The 17,735-nt window shown below is 65.1% G+C and carries 15 protein-coding genes; 6 read left to right on the top strand and 9 right to left on the bottom strand.

Features of this window, described 5'->3' with window-relative positions; all coding sequences use genetic code 11:
* Window positions 1–808: MFS transporter (locus GOOTI_RS07575; RefSeq protein ID WP_007237981.1), on the bottom strand; the 808-nt coding region annotated here is incomplete at its 3' end.
* A 99-nt stretch (window positions 809–907) separates the two neighbouring features.
* On the opposite strand from GOOTI_RS07575, the gene GOOTI_RS07570 reads away from it, so the two are divergent.
* Complete coding sequence (locus GOOTI_RS07570; RefSeq protein ID WP_007237980.1) at window positions 908–1,594, top strand: TetR/AcrR family transcriptional regulator; 687 nt, start codon at window positions 908–910, stop codon at window positions 1,592–1,594.
* A gap of 27 nt (window positions 1,595–1,621) precedes the next feature.
* On the opposite strand, the gene GOOTI_RS07565 is transcribed toward GOOTI_RS07570, so the two are convergent.
* The 7 genes from GOOTI_RS07565 to GOOTI_RS07535 form a co-directional block, all read right to left on the bottom strand.
* Window positions 1,622–2,395 (bottom strand): DUF4396 domain-containing protein, encoded by a 774-nt coding sequence (locus tag GOOTI_RS07565; RefSeq protein WP_007237979.1) that lies wholly within the window; start codon window positions 2,393–2,395, stop codon window positions 1,622–1,624.
* Between the two features lie 32 nt (window positions 2,396–2,427).
* Window positions 2,428–3,723 carry a DUF2254 domain-containing protein gene (locus GOOTI_RS07560; protein ID WP_007237978.1) on the bottom strand — a complete coding sequence of 432 codons (1,296 nt, stop codon included), beginning with the start codon at window positions 3,721–3,723 and terminating at the stop codon, window positions 2,428–2,430.
* Between the two features lie 127 nt (window positions 3,724–3,850).
* Complete coding sequence (locus tag GOOTI_RS07555; RefSeq protein ID WP_007237977.1) at window positions 3,851–4,777, bottom strand: AurF N-oxygenase family protein; 927 nt, start codon at window positions 4,775–4,777, stop codon at window positions 3,851–3,853.
* A 439-nt stretch (window positions 4,778–5,216) separates the two neighbouring features.
* The gene (locus tag GOOTI_RS07550) at window positions 5,217–6,212 is read right to left on the bottom strand and encodes a glycine betaine ABC transporter substrate-binding protein (protein ID WP_007237976.1); all 996 of its coding nucleotides are present in this window, start codon (window positions 6,210–6,212) and stop codon (window positions 5,217–5,219) included.
* Window positions 6,209–6,949: an ABC transporter permease gene (locus tag GOOTI_RS07545; RefSeq protein WP_007237975.1), complete on the bottom strand. Its 741-nt coding sequence runs from the start codon at window positions 6,947–6,949 to the stop codon at window positions 6,209–6,211. The genes GOOTI_RS07550 and GOOTI_RS07545 overlap by 4 nt, the downstream gene beginning before the upstream one ends.
* Window positions 6,946–8,232, bottom strand: coding sequence for an ABC transporter ATP-binding protein (locus tag GOOTI_RS07540; RefSeq protein WP_007237974.1), 1,287 nt, complete (start codon window positions 8,230–8,232; stop codon window positions 6,946–6,948). The genes GOOTI_RS07545 and GOOTI_RS07540 overlap by 4 nt, the downstream gene beginning before the upstream one ends.
* Window positions 8,229–8,876: an ABC transporter permease gene (locus tag GOOTI_RS07535; protein WP_007237973.1), complete on the bottom strand. Its 648-nt coding sequence runs from the start codon at window positions 8,874–8,876 to the stop codon at window positions 8,229–8,231. The genes GOOTI_RS07540 and GOOTI_RS07535 overlap by 4 nt, the downstream gene beginning before the upstream one ends.
* Before the next feature lie 266 nt (window positions 8,877–9,142).
* On the opposite strand from GOOTI_RS07535, the gene GOOTI_RS07530 reads away from it, so the two are divergent.
* Both GOOTI_RS07530 and GOOTI_RS07525 read left to right on the top strand, forming a co-directional pair.
* Window positions 9,143–9,889, top strand: a complete 747-nt coding sequence (locus tag GOOTI_RS07530) for a TetR/AcrR family transcriptional regulator (RefSeq protein ID WP_007237972.1) — start codon at window positions 9,143–9,145, stop codon at window positions 9,887–9,889.
* Between the two features lie 99 nt (window positions 9,890–9,988).
* Complete coding sequence (locus GOOTI_RS07525; protein ID WP_007237971.1) at window positions 9,989–11,188, top strand: DUF5685 family protein; 1,200 nt, start codon at window positions 9,989–9,991, stop codon at window positions 11,186–11,188.
* A 12-nt stretch (window positions 11,189–11,200) separates the two neighbouring features.
* On the opposite strand, the gene GOOTI_RS07520 is transcribed toward GOOTI_RS07525, so the two are convergent.
* A complete protein-coding gene (locus tag GOOTI_RS07520) occupies window positions 11,201–11,992 on the bottom strand; it encodes a dioxygenase family protein (protein WP_007237970.1) in 792 nt (263 codons plus the stop codon).
* 189 nt (window positions 11,993–12,181) lie between these two features.
* Here GOOTI_RS07520 and mfd point away from each other — a divergent pair, with 189 nt between their 5' ends.
* From mfd to GOOTI_RS07505, 3 genes are all read left to right on the top strand, one after another.
* Window positions 12,182–15,772, top strand: coding sequence for a transcription-repair coupling factor (gene mfd / locus GOOTI_RS07515; protein WP_007237969.1), 3,591 nt, complete (start codon window positions 12,182–12,184; stop codon window positions 15,770–15,772).
* A gap of 16 nt (window positions 15,773–15,788) precedes the next feature.
* Window positions 15,789–16,679, top strand: coding sequence for a nucleoside triphosphate pyrophosphohydrolase (locus GOOTI_RS07510; RefSeq protein ID WP_007237968.1), 891 nt, complete (start codon window positions 15,789–15,791; stop codon window positions 16,677–16,679).
* A 120-nt stretch (window positions 16,680–16,799) separates the two neighbouring features.
* Window positions 16,800–17,735, top strand: a 936-nt coding sequence (locus tag GOOTI_RS07505) for a sulfatase family protein (RefSeq protein WP_007237967.1), incomplete at its 3' end; no start/stop codon positions are given.

The following is a 17,735-nucleotide window of genomic DNA, read 5'->3' as shown; positions in this document are numbered from 1 at the left end:
GGGGGGTGCGCGATTGCCACCACACGAATCCGGCGAGCAGCACGACCCCGACGCCGAGCCACGTGAGGGTGGCCCAGTCCGCCCAGCCGTTCGTCTCGGCGTTGGAGAAGCCGTAGACGATCGAGAACAGCGCGATCGACACCGTGATCACCCCGGGAAGGTCCAGCTTGGGGCGGTGCTCCGACTTGTGGGCACCGATGAACAGCACTGCTCCGACCAGTGCGATCGCCGCGATCACGAGGTTCACATACAGGCACCAGCGCCAGTCGGCCCACTCGGTGAGCATGCCACCCAACAGGAGTCCCAGGGCACCGCCACCACCAGCGATGGCACCGAAGATGCCGAAGGCCTTACCGCGTTCGGCCGGATCGGTGAACGTCGTGGTGAGCAGGGACAACGCGGCGGGCGCCAGTAGGGCGCCGAAAATTCCTTGACCTGCTCGTGCGACCACCAGCATGTCGAAATTGACCGCTGCGCCACCGATCGCGGACATAACGGCGAAGCCGATCAAGCCGACGATGAACGTGGTCCTGCGGCCGAGGAGGTCGGACAGACGACCACCGAGAAGCAGCAGACTGCCGAATGCAAGCGAGTAGGCGGTGACGATCCATTGCCGGTCGGCGTCACCGAAGCCGAGCGATTCCTGCGCATGCGGGAGTGCGATGTTCACGATGGTCGCGTCGAGCACGACCATCAGCTGTGCGAGACCGAGCACACCGAGCACCACCCACCGCAGACGATGATGCCGTTCTTCTCGAGACTCCCCGTGTGCCGACAATCCGCCGGCCGTGTCGTAAGTTGTGGTCATCAGTCCTCCGGTGCGGAATAGTGGAGAAGTCTCCTCCGTTTACGAGGATGCCAACGAAGTAAATCCGGAGATGATTCCTCCGGTTGAGAGAATGTGACGATGACCACTCGAGCGGGAGCAGCCGCAGACGCCGTACGACCCCTTCGGGCCGACGCCGAGCGGAACCGACGTCGAATCATCGCCGCTGCTCACGAGTTGTTCGCCGAGCGTGGTCTCGACGTCTCGCTCGACGACGTCGCCGCCGCTGCCGGGGTGGGAGTCGGGACTGTGTACCGGCGCTTCGCCAATCGAGACGAACTCGTCGTCGGTGTGTTCGCGGCGCACCTCGAGCAGGTGGCCGAGCAGACCGAGGACGTACTCGCCGACGACGGCGACCCGTGGACCGCAGTCGTGACGATGGTGACGACGGTGTGCACCGCCATGGCCGAGGACCGAGGACTCGCCGCGATCATCATGCAGATCGACCACACCGATCCGGCCATTGCGACGGTGAAGACCCGGATGACCGAACGGATGCGTGAGGTGTTCGACCGCGCTCACGCCGCCGGTGTGCTGCGCCCCGACGTGGTGCAGACCGATCTGTTCTCCATTTTCTCCATGGTGTCGGCGTACGCGGAGATCACCGAGGCAACGGTTCCTGGCACATGGCGTCGCTACCTGCAGTTGCTGCTCGACGCGATTCACGCCGCTCCGCCGAGCGGTCCGCTGCAGACTCCGCCGCTGACGGAAGAACAGATCCACGAGGTCCAAGCCTGTCGTATGGCGTTCCGCCGGGGCGGGGCGTGAGTAGACGCCCATCCTGAGCTCGGAGAGTCACATGCGTTCCTTCACGCCTGTGCTGATCAGCCACCAGTTGACCGGAAACGCGGTGACGAATCCCGCGAGCATGGCCAGTTGCATGACTGCCCAGAACACTGCGGTGTCGATCGCGACCGGTCCGCCCAACCAGGCCGGGAACACGACCAACTGCGCGATGGCCATCGCGCCGTACATCCCGACCTGCCACGCCGTCAGCGACAGGATGTCGGCACGTGCGGCCGCACGGAGATTCCGCAGGCGACCGCGATCGCTGTTCATCGGCGCGATCGCGAAGTACTGGAACGCGATGCCGATCACCAGCGCGGCAACATAGGCCAGCACCCAGCCGGCGAACAGTTCGTCGGAGAACGCCCAGCCGAGCCCGCCGACAACGGCGATGCCGGGCACAGCGAACAACAGCCATTCGACGACGAGATCGGCCAGGGTGCAACCGGCGCCGCAGTGGCTGGTCCCCACGAAAACCGAACTCGCCATGGGACGTGGTCTCGGTGCCCGACCCGTCGTCATGTCCATCTCGGTGTCGTCACCGGTCGAGGTAGAGGGCGACGTGTTTCTCGGTGCAGCCCTTCCCCATGCCACGTAGGCGGCCACCCAGATCACCGAGCCGAACAGCGCGCAGATCGGCCAGACCAGATTCATGACTGCCATCGGCTGTGGGTGACGAGTGATGTCGACGGCCAACACCAGCGCGCAGACCAGGCCGAGTCCGATGGCGACCCAACTGCACACCGTCAGCCATTCGGGGATCGAGCCGGTGGTCACGGTCATTCACGCCATGATCGCAGATTGGTGAGTCGCACTCATGCGGCGAGGATCGCGGTCCGAGCCGTCATGATCTCGCGACAGCAGAAGTCCGCGGCCACCGGATCCCCGTCGGAGGCACGCTCCGCGCTCTCGATGAGGTCCAGATGATGAAGCACTGCGTCTCGGACGTCGGGCTCGACTGCTGCGACACCGATGCGGCGCGCCAGCAGGATCGCTGCCCTCATGGCCACAGGCGCCTCCAGGGCATAGATGCGGACAGCTGTGAAGATGTCGTCGACCAGCTCTGTTGTCTGAATACGCGTGACGACAAGGCGGAGGTTTCCGTCGCGGTCGACGCGCCCGGGGCGCTGTTGCTTGCGTCGTACGAGCGGAACCATCCCGACGGCCAACTCGCTGAATGCATTGTGCGCCGTGTAGGGATCGTTCGTGCCGGGGGAGAGGGCGCGAACGGCCATCTCCACCAGTTGCTGCACCGCGAACTGGATGTCGTGCACCGGTGTCCGGGTATTGCCGAAACTGACCGCACGGCACACTTCCGAATCGATATCGTCTGAGGCCGATGCGTGGTGGATACGCACCAGGGTCTCGCCGGCGACGATATGGTCACCGGGCCTGACGATTACTTCGATCAGACAGTCGTGACGACGCGCGATCTGCAGCAAGGCGTCCTCGTCGATGTCGAGGATGAAACCCGAGTCAACGCTGGGCACCTCGTCGGCTGTATCGCCGAGACCGGTCGCCGCACGTGCGTTGTCCGGTTGGTGCTCGGGATACAGGTTGTCGACGACGTCGTCGAGTTCGGTGCGCACTCGCGCCGACAACGTGGACACCTGGATCGACGTCGCGATGTGATTGATGAAGTACACGAGTACCGCGACGTCCGCGACAGCGAGGATGACCGCGAGGTTCACGGCGAGATTCGGGACGAACTGTCCTTCGGTCACCGTCTCATCGCGGATCGACCGGAGCACGAGGAGCGCGTAGAGGAACGTGGCGCCGAAGAGGCCGAGGACGAACTGGTTGCCTCTGTCGTTCATGAAGTTTCGGACCAGCCGAGGTCCGTAGGTGGAACTGGCCGTGGCCAGGACAGAGATGGTGATCGAGAACGAGGTGGCCGCGACGCCGAGGATCGAGCCGGCGATCGCGCCGAGGATGTCGCGACTGCCACTGGCGCCCACGTGATAGAACAAGGTGCCCCAGGTGCCCAGACGCGTGTCACCGATGGCGCGGTCCAGTGAGATCAACCCCTGAGCGAGCAACACCGCAGTGATGCAGAGGATCATGGGGATGAACCAGAACCTGTGCGTCAGCCGCGACAATCTGGCGCTCATGGTCAGCGACTTCCCCGTTCCGTCGTCACGTCGAGTGATCTGGTGCCGGACTTGAGTGTATCGACGTGGCGAGTCGCCTGGATGGTGATCTCCTCGCTGCCGACGACGGCAGCGGTCGGGTGGCGTATCAGAGCATGTGTACCTTGCGGTAGATCGACGCGGCGGCCGGCGTCAGTAGACCGACCTCGTCGAGAAAGGCCATCAGGTGTGCGCAACTCGTGCGGACCATCGCCTGGAAATGATGGTTTCGACGCATCTCCGACACCGCCCGATACTTGTCGAGCCCGGCGTCGGCGTAGGCCTGCGGACGTACCAGGCTCGTGAAGATGTACGACGCCGCGAGGGCGGTGTAGGAGGCGCTGGCATGTCGTCGTACCGGTCCGACATCGGCCATCGACTCCCGAATCTGTTCACGCGCGAACCGCATGTGGCGGGATTCCTCGAGCACATGGATCTCGTTGACCGTCCGGATGAAGGGTAGGACGCGTTCGTCGCGCGTACACCCGCGCTGGAACACGTCGAGGATCTCCTCGGCCGCGAGAATGCCGCCGTACGCGATCTCGCCGCCGGTGGTTGCCGCGAACACCTTCGCCGCCTTGCCAATTCGGAGATGGGGCACGTACGACGTTCCGCACAGCTTCTGTGACGCCCTGGCGAACATCAGCGAATGCCTGCACTCGTCGGCGATCTCGGTCATGGCGAACCAGTACTCGGGGCGGTGGCGGTCGGCGAGGTACTGGTCACGGAGCACGAGTTGCTGCAGCAGCATCTCGAACCAGATACCGATCGACATCACCGAAGCCGTCTCGTGCCGGGTGAGGCGGATGCGCTGCTCCTCACTCATCTCGTTCCAGTAGTCGGTGCCGTACAGCGTCGACCACTCCGGGCTGCACCCGTAGAGCGTCGGGTCCAGGGGTGCGTCCCAGTCGATCTCGACCAGGGCGTTCCGTGACGAGCGCGCCGCCGAGTCGACGAGGCGTGCCGACACCTCGTCCGTGCCACGGTCGAGCTTGCTGATCTGCGGTGTCGAGTTGTCGACGACCTCTATCGACACAGGAGCCTCCTTCGACGATGACATTGAATGGTGTAACCGTAACACTGATCAATGGCAGAGTGTAGCGCCGCGTGCTCATCGGGTGGCCGGTGCCGGGCCGGGCGCGGAAAGTGGGGGGAAGGATCTGGTGCGGTGCGGAAGTAGGGGGAGGATCTGGTGCGGAGCGGAAAGTAGGGGAAAGAACTCTTCCGCTGGTTCTGGTCGTTTCCGCGAGTTGTTTCTAGGGGGAGCGTCGAAAAGTGGGGGAAGGGCTCGGCCGCGGGCTCTTCCGCTACTTTCAGCTCCGGCTGGCAGTGTCGGACACTGGGGGCCGGCGCGGGTGCGGAAAGTCGGGGAAGAACCCGCCGCGCACTCTTCCCCTACTTCCAGCCCGGCAGGCAGCGTCGAAACCAGAGGAAAGGCCCAACCAGTGCCACCCCGACCGCCCGCGCGACCCTGACTACTTTTCGGCGACGATGAGCTTCTCGCTGATCAGCCAGTCGTAGGCGACGTCGGCCGGGTCCTCTCCGTCGATGTCGACGCGGCCGTTGAGGTCTTGCATGACGTCGTCGGTGAGATGCTCGGAGACCGTCCCCATCAACTGCGCGATCTGAGGGTGCTGCTTGAGTACGGATTCGCGCACCACGGTCGTGCCACTGTAGGGAAGGAAGAACTTCTTGTCGTCCTGGAGCACGGTCAGGTCGAGATTCTTGATGCGTCCGTCAGTGGTGTAGACCATGCCGAAGTTGCACGGTGAGCTGTTGGCGGTCGACGTGTAGACCACGCCCGCGTCCATCCGTGTCACGTTGCCGAGCGGAACGCCGTTCGGGGCGTTGAGCGGCATTCCGTACTTCTCGAGCATGGGTTTGAAACCGTCCGGGCGCGAGAAGAACTCGTCGTCGACGCAGAACGTGCGGTCGGGGACAGGGAGTTTGGCGACGTCCGAGAGAGACTTCACGCCCAACCGCTTCGCGGTGCTGCTCGACGCCGCGAACACGTAGGTGTCGTTGAAGTTGGCCGGAGGCAGCCACACGAGCTGGTTCTGCTCGAGCTCGATGTCGTGAACCTTCTGCCACAGTTCTTGCGGATCGGGGATCGTCTCGGTTTCGCCGTGGTAGTTGACCCATGCGGTTCCGGTGTACTCCCACAGGATGTCGGCGTCGCCGTTGAGCTGTGCCTGTCGCGACGACGCCGATCCCGGTGCACCGGTGAGGTCGGTGACCTTGGCGCCCGCAGCCGCGAGGTAGGTGGCGGTGATCTTGCCCAGGATCACCGATTCGGTGAAACTCTTCGACGTCACCGTGATCTTCGCTCCGTCGAGGGGACGGGAACCGTCGGGCAGCGAGGCCTGCCGGAACGTCCCCGACGAACTGACGAGGCCGCAGCCCGCGAGTGCGATGATCGCAACGACGAGAAGCGTTGCGACAGTGGCGAGTCGTGCTCGCGTCGCGCTCATGAGACGCCCTTCGGGGTTGCGATCAGTTCGAAGATCCGTCCGAGCCAGTCGATGATCATGGCAAGCAGGGCGACGAGGATGGCGCCCGAGATCAGCAGCTTGGGCAGGAACAGTGTGACGCCGGTGGTGATGAGCGTGCCGAGACTCGTGGCGCCGATGAACGTGCTGAGAGTGGCCGTGCCCACCAGGATGACCAGCGCGGTTCGGACACCGTTGAGGATCACCGGAACCGCCAGCGGCAACTCCACCTGGATGAGCGTGCGGAATGCCGAATACCCGATCCCGCGTGACGCCTCGATCGTGCGCTGATCGACCTGCCGCAATCCGACGATCGTGTTCTGCAGAATGGGAAGCACGGCGTAGACCACCAAACCGATGACGGCCGTGCGGAATCCGGTGCCGAGCCAGAATGTGAACAGCACGAGCAGGCCGACGGCAGGCGCCGCCTGGCCGATGTTGGCGATGTTCACCGCGATCGGACTCAGCCACTTCATCGACGGCCTGGTCAGCAGAATGCCCAACGGGATAGCGATGACGATGACGATGACGGTGGCCACGAGCGTGAGTTCGATGTGGTCGATGATCGTGGTCTGTAGCGTCGACCAGCCGAGAGAGGCCTGCTCGGTTTCGGTGAGAGTCGTTGTCGCATACCAACTGAAATAGCCGACGGCCAGCACGATGATGACGAGTGGCTCGAACCACACGTCGATCGGGAGGTTGCGAAGTCGTTGTCTCATGCGCCCGCGTTCTGCTCGGGATCGTCGGCAGCGACCACCGGCGTCTCGATCGGACCGGTTCCCTCCGTGTGACTTTCGTAGGACCCGTCGTCCTCCTCGGGCCGTGACTCGGCGAGCTGACCGCGAATGATGTCCATGACCGACGCGATCGTCAGCATGCCGACGACCGCGCCGTGGCGATCGGTCACCAGCGTGCCGCCCTGGCTGGCCGCGAGCATCGAATCCAGCGCGTCGTTGAGCGTCGACGACTCGGCGACGACGGGCAGGCGCGGGTCGAGGTAATCGGAGATCTCCGGCTTGGACGCGATCTCCTCGATCGACGGCCACGCGCGCGGCCGATCCTGCTTGTCGACCACCACGACCCAGCTCTCGCCTGCCTCGCGTGCTCGCGCGATTGCCTCGCCCGAGCCCTCCCCGACTCTCGCCGTCACCACGGAGTCGTGTTCGACGTCGCGTACCCGCGACAGCGTGAGCTGCGCGAGCGTCGCGCCCGAGCCGATGAATTCCTCGACGAACGGCGTAGCGGGATTGGCGAGTATCTCTTCGGGCGCGGCGTACTGCTCGATATGCGCCCCCTGCGACAAGATCAGTACCTTATCGCCGAGCTTCGTGGCCTCCTCGAAATCGTGGGTCACCACCACGATCGTCTTTCCGAGTTCGTGCTGGATCGCGATGAGGCTGTCCTGCAATCGGACTCGTGTGATGGGGTCGACTGCGCCGAACGGCTCGTCCATCAGCAGGACCGGGGGATCGGCCGCAAGTGCACGCGCAACGCCGACCCGCTGCTGCTGGCCGCCGGACATGTCCTTGGGTAACCGCTTGGCGAATTGAGCGGGGTCGAGACCGACGAGGTCGAGGAGATACTCCGTACGGTCAGCGATCCGCTTCTTGTCCCAGCCGAGGACCCGGGGGATGGCGCCGATGTTCTTCTCGACAGTCCAGTGCGGGAACAGGCCACCGGACTGGATGACGTATCCGATGGATTGACGCAGTTTGTCGGGGTTCTCCTTGGTGACGTCCCGCTCATCGATGAAGATTCGGCCCTCGGTGGGCTCGATGAGCCTGTTGATCATCTTGAGCGTCGTCGTCTTGCCACATCCGGACGGTCCGACGAAGGCGACGATGTGCCCGGCTTCGATATCGAGGTCGAGATGGTCGACTGCGGGCTTGTCCTGGCCTCGAAAGCGTTTGACGACATCGTCGAGTCGGATGGGAGCACCCGTCACCGTGGGGCCGGATGCGCTGTCGGCCCCTGGGGCCGGCGTGTTGGCTACGTCGGTCATGACAATCCTTTGGAGATGGTGAAGCGGCCGAGGAGGACGAGCAGGGCATCGAAGACGAGAGCGATGAGGACGATGAGGATGGTTCCGGTGAGTGCCATCTCGAGTGCGTTGGCCCCGCCCAGTCGAGACAGGCCGTTGAAGATCAGTGACCCGAGACCGGGGCCGAGGACGTAGGCCACGATTGCGGCCACGCCGACGATCATCTGCGTCGAGACGCGGATACCGGTGAGGATCACCGGCCACGCGATCGGCAACTCGACGGTCAGCAGGATCCGCCAGCGCGGCAACCCGATTCCCTGCGCGGACTCGATCACGCTCGCCGGAACCGAGCGGAGCCCGACGATCGCGTTACCGATGACCGGTAGCGCGGCGAAGAACGCGAGCATGATGAACGACGGGACGACACCGAGACCGAACGGCACGATCAGCAGCGCGAGAAGTGCGAGTGAGGGGATCGTGAGCGCCACACGACTCGACGTGAGCGTGAGTGCCGAACCCAGCGGCCGTCGGTAGACGAGGACGGCGATGATGATCGCGACGACCGTTCCGACGAGCACTGTTTGAAACGACAGGGACGCATGCTGATAGGTGAGGAACGTCAGACTTTCGGCGTGCGCGTGGATGTAGCTCCACAAACTGCCCACAGCAATCCCCTCGTCGTGGCGAGCGTTGAGAAGTCTCAGCCTACAAAGGGAAAGGGTGTTCGGAGGGGTTCCGCTCGATTCAGGGCCCGAGCCGGCGGTCCGCTGTTGCGTCCGCCGGTGCGTTGACCGGTGCGTACGGGTTGCGCGAGTCGATGAAACCGCCGGGTCACGTTTCGATCACGGTGGTTGAAAGGGGCGGTTCGCGGGCAGGGCAGGTCATGAACGTGGGTGTCGTTCCCCCGATGCAGACCTCGTAGGCTAGGAGCATGGCTGTCAGCCGTCCATCGGATTCCACCGGCGCGGTGAAGCGCGCCCCCCGCGCGCGGATGACCGGCGCCCAGCGTCGGCTGCAACTGATCGAGGTCGCCCGTGGACTGTTTGCCGAGCGCGGATTCGAGGGCACGTCCATCGAGGAGATCGCCCAGCGCGCCGGAGTCTCGAAGCCGATCGTCTACGAGCATTTCGGCGGCAAGGAGGGGCTGTATGCGGTCGTCGTCGACCGCGAGATGGAGACCCTGCTCGAGATGGTCACGTCGTCGTTGACCAAGAACCGGTCGCTGTACCGAATCCAGCAGGTGGCCTTGGCGCTGTTGACCTACATGGAAGAACGTACCGACGGCTTCCGCATCCTCGTCCGCGGCGACAGCGCGTCGGCAAGCGACAATGCGACGTACGGCAGTCTGCTCAACGACGCGATCAGTCAAGTCGAGCACATTCTCGCCGGTGATTTCGAACGACGCGGCTTTGATCCGAAGCTGGCACCGCTCTACGCCCAGGCCCTCGTCGGGATGGTGTCGGTGACAGCGCAGTGGTGGCTCGACGTCCGGGAACCGCCGAAAGAAGTTGTCGCCGCACACCTGGTCAATCTCTGCTGGAACGGTCTCACCCGCCTGGACCCGGATCCCGAACTCGTGGGGCCGGATTATGTCGAGCCGCGTGACCGTTCTGCAGCTGACGATTCGTCGAGTTCCGCGTCGACACGCGATACTTCCGCGCAGTCGGAGTCGGAGTAGCGCCGAGCCGGTCCGTCCGATCGGAAACCATCGCGCACACGAATGACCCGCGCGTGCGCCTGCTTTGGTGTGCGCGGCCGGTCGTGTTGAGATCGGCATGTGTTCGGACTGCTCACACCTTGTCGTCACACGATGCCCGACGAACTCGTCGCGCAGTGGCGGGCACACCTGTGCGGGCTGTGTCTGTCGTTGCGCGACAATCACGGTCACGCCAGTCGACTGGCCACGAACACCGATGCGGTGATGCTCTCGATTCTCGTCGCCGCCCAGCGCGACACCCCGCCGGCGTCGACGCGGGCAGGTCGCTGTCCGCTGCGAGGAATGCGGTCGGCCGACGTGGTCGCCATCGGCGACCCCGGAGTGCGGCTGGCCACCGGAGTCTCGCTGACCCTTGCGGCAGGCAAGGCGGCCGACGTCGTCGAGGAACAGCGACGCGGGTTGGCTCCGGTGTCTCGGACGCGACGCATGGTGGCGGGCGGGGTCTCCGGGGCGCTGCGCACCCGCGCCGTCGACGATGGTGCCGTCGCGCGCCTGCTCGACGTCGATTCCATGCTCGCGCGATTGTCCGGTCAGGCCTTGGTCGAATCGCAGTCGCGAGATCTCGACGAATTGACGCGCGCATCGTCGGAAGCCGCGTCGCGTGTGTTCGCGGCGACGGCCGACATCGCTTGCGCGCCTGACAATCGCGAGCATCTCGCAGCGATGGGAGCCGATTTCGGGCGGCTCGCGCACCTCATCGACGCGATCGACGACCTCGCCGACGACCGTGAGCGCGGGACGTTCAATCCGCTCGACGCATCGGGTACCACGGTCGACGACGCGCACGCCGAATGTCGACTGTTGGTTCGGGCGATCGCGCGGCGCTATGACGCGCTGCGGTTGCTCGACGACAGGCTGCTGCGCGCCGTGCTCATCGACGGGGTGAGGCACGCTGTGCGCCGCCGGACACCGCATCGCGTCGCCTGCGCGCAACATCGGCCGACGGATATCGGCTCGACTTCGCCACCAGATCAGCAACCGCGACCGGATCAGCAACCGCCGCCACCGTCGGACTATCCGAACGGCTGGCCCTTTCCGCCGCCGTTTCGACCGAATCGGCCGTTCCACGAGCGTGTTCTGCCGTTCATGGGCAACACCTGTTGCGGGCCCGCGTGTTTCGCCAACCACTGGAACCACTGCTCGGACACGTGGAAACCCGCCCTGTGCGACTGCGACGACTGTTGTGAATGCGACGACTGTTGTGATTGCGGCGACTGCTGCGACTCTTGTGACTGCGGCGACTGCTGCAGCTGCAATTGACGAGACCCGGATTCAGGTCAGCACCAGCGACCGCTTGGCCAGGCCCATCCAGAAGCCGTCGATGACCTGATCGGCTCGTTGCTCAGGATCGTCGCTGGCGCCGAGCGCGACGAACAGTGGCGCGAAATGCTCGATGGTCGGGTGCGCGTAGGGCATTCCGGGGGCGGTCCGTCGGAAATCGATGAGTGACTCGACGTCGCCGGCCGCGAAACGTTCGTGCGCCCAGGCGTCGAATTCCACCGACCAGTTGGGCGGCACGGCTTCTGCGCGATGATCGGTCAGGTATGGCAGCCCGTGGGTGGTGAATCCCGACCCGATGATCAGCACACCCTCGTCCCGCAGTGGTGCGAGTCGCCGTCCGAGGTTGAGCAGTTGCGCCGGGTCGAGCGTCGGAAGAGAGATCTGGAGCACCGGGATGTCGGCCTCCGGATACATGACCGTCAGGGGAACGTAGGCGCCGTGGTCGAGACGTCGGTGCTCGTCGCGGGCGATGGCGGTGCCGTCCGGCATCATCGCCGCGACCCTCGCCGCCAAATCCGGCGCGCCCGGCGACCAATATGTCGTGCGGTAGAACCGCTCGGGAAAGCCCCAGAAATCGTAGATGAGGGGAGTGGTGGGGTCGGTCGAGCCGATGGTCAGCGGCGCGGCTTCCCAGTGCGCCGAGACCATCAGGATCGCGGTCGGACGATCGAGTTCGCTCGATAGTTCGGAGAGTTGGGAGACCCAGCGTTCACTGTCGACGAGCGGAGGCGCGCCGTGACTCAGGAACAGTGTCGGCTGGCGGGTGGAATCGGGGGCTGACATGCGATCATCCTAGCAAACGGACTGCGGTCCGTTTAATTTTTGTGGGCAGAGACACGGTGTGCGGGAGTGTGCTGCGGCGCCGTGGTCAGCAACCGGATCGGCAGCTCGCCGCCGCAAGATGTGATGCCGCCTGTCGATAACGTGATCGGTCCGAGTCCACCGACCACGTCGTGCCCTAGAATGGCCGAAGTGTCGTCAACTCCCGCCCTTCACGGACTCGCATCCCTTGCCTGCGCGGACACGAGCATCGCGGCACTGCGTGACCATCGCGACGACCCGCAACTCGCGATCACGGCACCTGACGCCGCACGCCCGTTCGTGGTCAGCTGTCTCTCCGACGTCGCAACCTCCCCTCTTCTCGTGGTGTCGGCCAACGGTCGCGAGGCCGACGATCTGAGCGCAGAGCTGCGCGAACTGCTCGCCGACGAATCAGCGGTGGCCCAGTTCCCGTCGTGGGAGACGCTTCCCCATGAACGACTCTCGCCGAGTGCCGAGGTCGTCGGCCAACGTCTCGAGGTCCTGCACCGACTCGCGCACCCCGGCGATTCGCCACTGCGTGTGGTGGTCACCACGGTGCGTTCCCTCGTGCAACCGATGGCGCCGGGACTGGGTGACATGCGCGCCATCACCCTGCGCGAGGGGATCGAACTCGACTTCGACGCCCTGCTCACCGATCTCGTCGAGATGGCATACGAACGCGTGGACATGGTCGGTCGTCGTGGCGAATTCGCGGTTCGCGGCGGCATACTCGACGTTTTCCCCACTACCGCGGACTTTCCTGTGCGCGTCGAGTTCTGGGGGGACGAGATCACCGAGATGCGCGCGTTCTCGGTGGCCGATCAGCGCAGTCAACCCGAGGTCGACGCCTCGGTTGTGCTGATCCACCCCTGCCGCGAGTTGCTGCTCACTCCACCCGTCCGCGAACGCGCGGCCGCGCTCGCGGTCGAGAACGCGGACGATCCCTCACTCGTCGACATGCTGACCTCACTCGCGGAGGGCATTCCGGTGGCCGGGATGGAGGCGATGACACCCGCGCTCGTCGACGGCGAGATGCAGTTGCTGACCGAGGTGATGCCTGCCGGCACCCGCGTGCTGGTGCTCGACCCCGAGAAGGTGCGCACCCGCGCCGCCGACCTCGCACAGACCGGCGCAGAGTTCCTCGAAGCGTCGTGGAACGCGGCCGCGATGGGCGCATCGGCGCCGGTGGACACGAGATCGATGGCGGGCCCGACGGGGATCGACCTACAGGCCAGCGCGTATCGGCCCCTCGATGACGTCGAGAAGGCGACCCTGGCGGCAGGGCGGTCATGGTGGACGATGAGTCCGCTGTCCGCGGGGTTCGGCGAAGAATACGAACTCGACATCACGCCGGGGCCCGCGCCGCACGGCGACGACGAGGAGATCCGGATCGTCTTCGCCGGACTGCGTGCACACGTGAGCGCGGGCAACACAGCAGCGATCGTGGTGGCGGGCAAGGGCACCGCGGCACGCGTATGCGAACGCCTCGCCGACGCGGAGGTACCGCACGCACTCCGCGACGAGGGCACACGACCCGAGCCCGGCACCGTCTCTGTCTTCAACGGCACCCTGCGCCACGGAATCGTCAGTCCCAGTGCGGGGCTCGTTGTCGTCACCGAAACCGATCTCACCGGCAACCGCGTCGCCAGTGTGCGGGACGGAAAGCGGTTGCCCGCCAAGCGTCGTAACCAGGTGGATCCGCTGGCGCTCACCGCGGGTGACCTCGTCGTGCACGACCAGCACGGCATCGGCAAGTTCGTCGAGATGATCGAGCGGACGGTGTCGGGTGCGCGCCGCGAGTACCTGGTGCTGGAGTACGCGGCGTCCAAGCGCGGGCAACCCGGCGATCGGCTCTACGTGCCGATGGATTCGCTCGATCAGTTGTCGCGCTACGTCGGTGGTGAACAACCGTCGCTCTCGAAGCTCGGCGGTTCCGACTGGCAGAACACGAAACGTAAGGCGCGCAAGGCGGTTCGTGAGATCGCTGGTGAGCTCGTCCAGCTCTACGCCGCGCGGCACGCCGCCCCCGGCTATGCCTACAGCCCCGACACCCCGTGGCAGCGCGAGATGGAGGACGCGTTCGACTTCACCGAAACGGTCGATCAGATGACGGTGATCGGCGAGGTCAAGGACGACATGGAGAAGCCCGTCCCGATGGACCGGGTGATCGTCGGCGACGTGGGGTACGGCAAGACCGAGATCGCCGTTCGCGCCGCGTTCAAGGCTGTGCAGGACGGCAAGCAGGTCGCCGTCCTGGTGCCAACGACCATTCTCGCGCAACAACATCTACAAACCTTCACCGAGCGCATGGCCGGGTTCCCGGTTCGTATCCGCGGACTGTCCCGCTTCACCGATGCCAAGGAGTCGCGCGAGATCATCAAGGAGATGGCGCAGGGTGAGGTCGACATCGTCATCGGCACGCACCGTCTGCTCCAGACCGGCGTCACGTGGAAAGACCTCGGCTTGGTGATCGTCGACGAGGAACAGCGATTCGGTGTCGAACACAAGGAACACATCAAGTCGCTGCGGACACACGTCGACGTCCTCACCATGTCGGCCACGCCGATACCGCGCACGCTCGAGATGTCGATGGCAGGTATCCGCGAGATGTCGACGATCCTCACGCCGCCGGAGGAGCGTCACCCTGTCCTCACCTATGTGGGCGCGTATTCGCCGAAGCAGGTGGCTGCGGCGATCCGACGAGAACTGTTGCGCGACGGACAGGTCTTCTACGTGCACAACCGTGTGTCGACGATCGACAAGACGGCACGCGACATCGCCGCGATGGTGCCCGAGGCGAGAGTTGCCGTGGCACATGGCCAGATGAACGAGGATCAACTCGAACGCACCGTCGCCGGGTTCTGGAACCGCGAGTACGACGTCCTCGTGTGCACCACGATCATCGAAACAGGCCTCGACATCTCCAACGCCAACACGCTGATCGTCGATCGCGCGGAGAATCTCGGCCTGTCGCAATTGCATCAGTTGCGTGGCCGGGTCGGCCGCAGCCGCGAGCGTGGTTACGCATACCTGCTCTACAGTCCCGAAAAGCCGCTCACCGAAACGGCATACGACCGGCTGGCCACCATCGCGCAGAACAACGAACTCGGTGCAGGCATGGCCGTCGCACTCAAGGACCTCGAATTGCGCGGCGCGGGAAATGTTCTCGGCGCCGAGCAGTCGGGTCACGTCGCCGGCGTCGGATTCGATCTGTACGTGCGACTCGTCGGCGAAGCTGTCGAGGCCTACCGTGCGGCCGCAGACGGGCAGCCCGTCTCGTCGACTGAACCCTCTGAGGTGCGCATCGATCTTCCCGTCGATGCGCACATCCCGGTCGAGTACGTCGATTCGGACCGACTGCGACTCGAGGCGTACCGCAAATTGGCTTCCGCCACCTCCGACGACGAGGTCGACGGTGTGATGACCGAACTCACCGATCGTTACGGGGAGCCACCCGAGGAGACCCGACGCCTGGCGTCGATTGCGAAGCTGCGTCTTGTCGCTCGCGAACGCGGGGTCACCGAGGTCGGCGCGAGCGGCACAAGCGTCAAGATCGCGCCGCTTCCGCTCCTCGACAGCGAGCAGGTCAGACTCAAGCGCCTGTATTCGGCGGCGTCGTTCCGCGCGACGACTTCGGTTGTCACCCTACCGATCCCGAGGACCGGAGGGGTCGGCTCGGCGCGGCTGCGCGACGACGAGCTCATCGAGTACCTCGCGACGTTCCTGCGCACGCTCAAGCCGCTCGAGCGAGTCGCTGGGTGACAGAGCAGGAGACCCGATGACGGTGGTGGTGCTCGATCCGCGCAGCCCTGAACTGATCCCGCTCGCTGCCCGCTCGGCGCTGACGGGCACCGTGCTCGTGACCGAGGACGTGCCCGCGTCGGTGCTGTGGGAACTCGACCGTGTCGAACCCGTCGCCGCCGACTCCGACGACGCGCTCACCCTGCTCACCACCGACCTCCGCCACCCGGCGGTGCTGGCTCGTATCGCCAACGGCGACAGGGTCGTCGAGGTACCTCGGCAGTCAGGGAGCGAGCTGCTTGACGCCGTCGCACTGATGGACACGCTACGACGAAACGGTCCGTGGGAGTCGACGCAGACGCACTCGTCGCTACGTCGTTACCTTCTCGAGGAGGTGTACGAACTGCTCGACGCCATCGACGGCGACGACCAGGAGAACCTTCGTGAGGAACTCGGAGATCTGTTGCTGCAGGTGTTGTTCCACGCGCGTATCGCGGCCGACGATCCGATGGCACCGTTCGACATCGACGACGTCGCGCGCAGTTTCACCGAGAAGGTGCGCGGCCGAACGCCAGGTGTTCTGTCCGGTGAACACGCCGACCTCGAGACGCAGATCCGAGAGTGGGAGGAGCGCAAAGCAGCGGAGAAGAAGCGGGGTTCGGTGCTCGACGGCATCGCAACGACGGCACCGGCTCTGGCGATGACCCAGAAGGTTCTCGAACGCCTGACAGCCGCGCATTATCCGACCGAGACCATCGACCCGGCCGTGCTGACGGTGACCGTCGAGGTGAACGACGACAGCGTCGAGGCGTCCGCGCGGGAGCGAACACTGCGCCTGATGGAGCACGTTCGTGCCGTCGAGGCGCGTGCCAAGAGCGACGGCATCGTGCTGGATTCACGCGAGGCATGGGAGTCGGTGCTCACGTGAGACCCGGATGCGGGCTGACTCGCAGAATGTGTGGGCTGTAGCAGCCACATCTTTCGATACGACCCACATTCAGTTGTAACCCGCGACCACATGGGCAAACGTCGGGTGCATCATGGGTGGATGCCTTTCGACAACACAGGCGGCCCCGCTGGCGCATCGGATCCGACGCGGGAGAACGTCATCTTCGTGCACTGGCACGACCTGGGGCGTCACCTGGCGTGTTACGGCGCGGACGGCGTGGAGAGCCCGAACATGGACGCGCTGGCTTCCGAGGGGATTCTGTTCACCGACGCTCACGCCACCGCGCCGCTGTGCTCGCCTGCGCGCGGCTCGTTGTTCACCGGCCAGTATCCGCACCACAACGGGCTCGTGGGTCTCGCACATCACGGGTTCGAGTATCGGGACGGGGTGCGGACCCTTCCGTCGCTGCTCGGTGAGGCCGGCTACCGCACCGTGCTCTTCGGCATGCAGCACGAGAGTTCCGATCCCCAGCGGCTCGGATTCGACACGGTCGACGTCTCCGACTCGCGCTGCGACCACGTGGTGGCCGAGTCGCAGCGGTGGTTGCGCAGGCACGTCGAGAAGTCGACGAATCAGCAACCAGCACAACCTTTCCTGCTGACCGCGGGGTTCTTCGAAACCCACCGGCCCTATCCCGTCGACGAGTACAAGCACCCAGACACCTCTGGCATCGAGGTACCCGGCTTCCTGCCGGACACCGACGACGTCCGCGACGACCTTGCCGGATTGCACGGCAGTATCGCCAAAGCCGACGCCGCAGTAGGGCGCCTGCTCGACACCGTCTCCGACCTCGGCCTCGACGACACCACCTGGATCGTGTTCATCACCGACCACGGACTGGCCTTCCCGCGCGCCAAGTCGACGCTCTACGCCGAGGGCACGGGCGTTGCGCTCATCGTCCGCCCTCCCACTGGGCGGGGGATCGAGCCGCGTGTGTACGACGACCTCTTCTCCGGGGTGGATCTCACCCCCACGATCCTCGATCTACTCGGTCTCGATGCGCCTGCCGACGTCGACGGTGTCTCGCACGCACCC

The sequence above is a fragment of the Gordonia otitidis NBRC 100426 genome, from assembly GCF_000248075.1.
Classification (GTDB): domain Bacteria; phylum Actinomycetota; class Actinomycetes; order Mycobacteriales; family Mycobacteriaceae; genus Gordonia; species Gordonia otitidis.
The sequence above is the reverse complement of the archived record's forward strand: the minus strand, read 5'-3'. Positions and strand labels throughout refer to the sequence as shown.

Coding starts and splice junctions, on each gene's coding strand:
- GOOTI_RS07530 (WP_007237972.1), top strand. CDS start 9,143: ATGGCTGTCAGCCGTCCATCGGATTCCACCGGCGCGGTGAAGCGCGCC.
- GOOTI_RS07560 (WP_007237978.1), bottom strand. CDS start 3,723: ATGAGCGCCAGATTGTCGCGGCTGACGCACAGGTTCTGGTTCATCCCC.
- GOOTI_RS07550 (WP_007237976.1), bottom strand. CDS start 6,212: ATGAGCGCGACGCGAGCACGACTCGCCACTGTCGCAACGCTTCTCGTC.
- GOOTI_RS07545 (WP_007237975.1), bottom strand. CDS start 6,949: ATGAGACAACGACTTCGCAACCTCCCGATCGACGTGTGGTTCGAGCCA.
- GOOTI_RS07520 (WP_007237970.1), bottom strand. CDS start 11,992: ATGTCAGCCCCCGATTCCACCCGCCAGCCGACACTGTTCCTGAGTCAC.
- GOOTI_RS07565 (WP_007237979.1), bottom strand. CDS start 2,395: ATGACCGTGACCACCGGCTCGATCCCCGAATGGCTGACGGTGTGCAGT.
- GOOTI_RS07570 (WP_007237980.1), top strand. CDS start 908: ATGACCACTCGAGCGGGAGCAGCCGCAGACGCCGTACGACCCCTTCGG.
- GOOTI_RS07540 (WP_007237974.1), bottom strand. CDS start 8,232: ATGACCGACGTAGCCAACACGCCGGCCCCAGGGGCCGACAGCGCATCC.
- GOOTI_RS07510 (WP_007237968.1), top strand. CDS start 15,789: ATGACGGTGGTGGTGCTCGATCCGCGCAGCCCTGAACTGATCCCGCTC.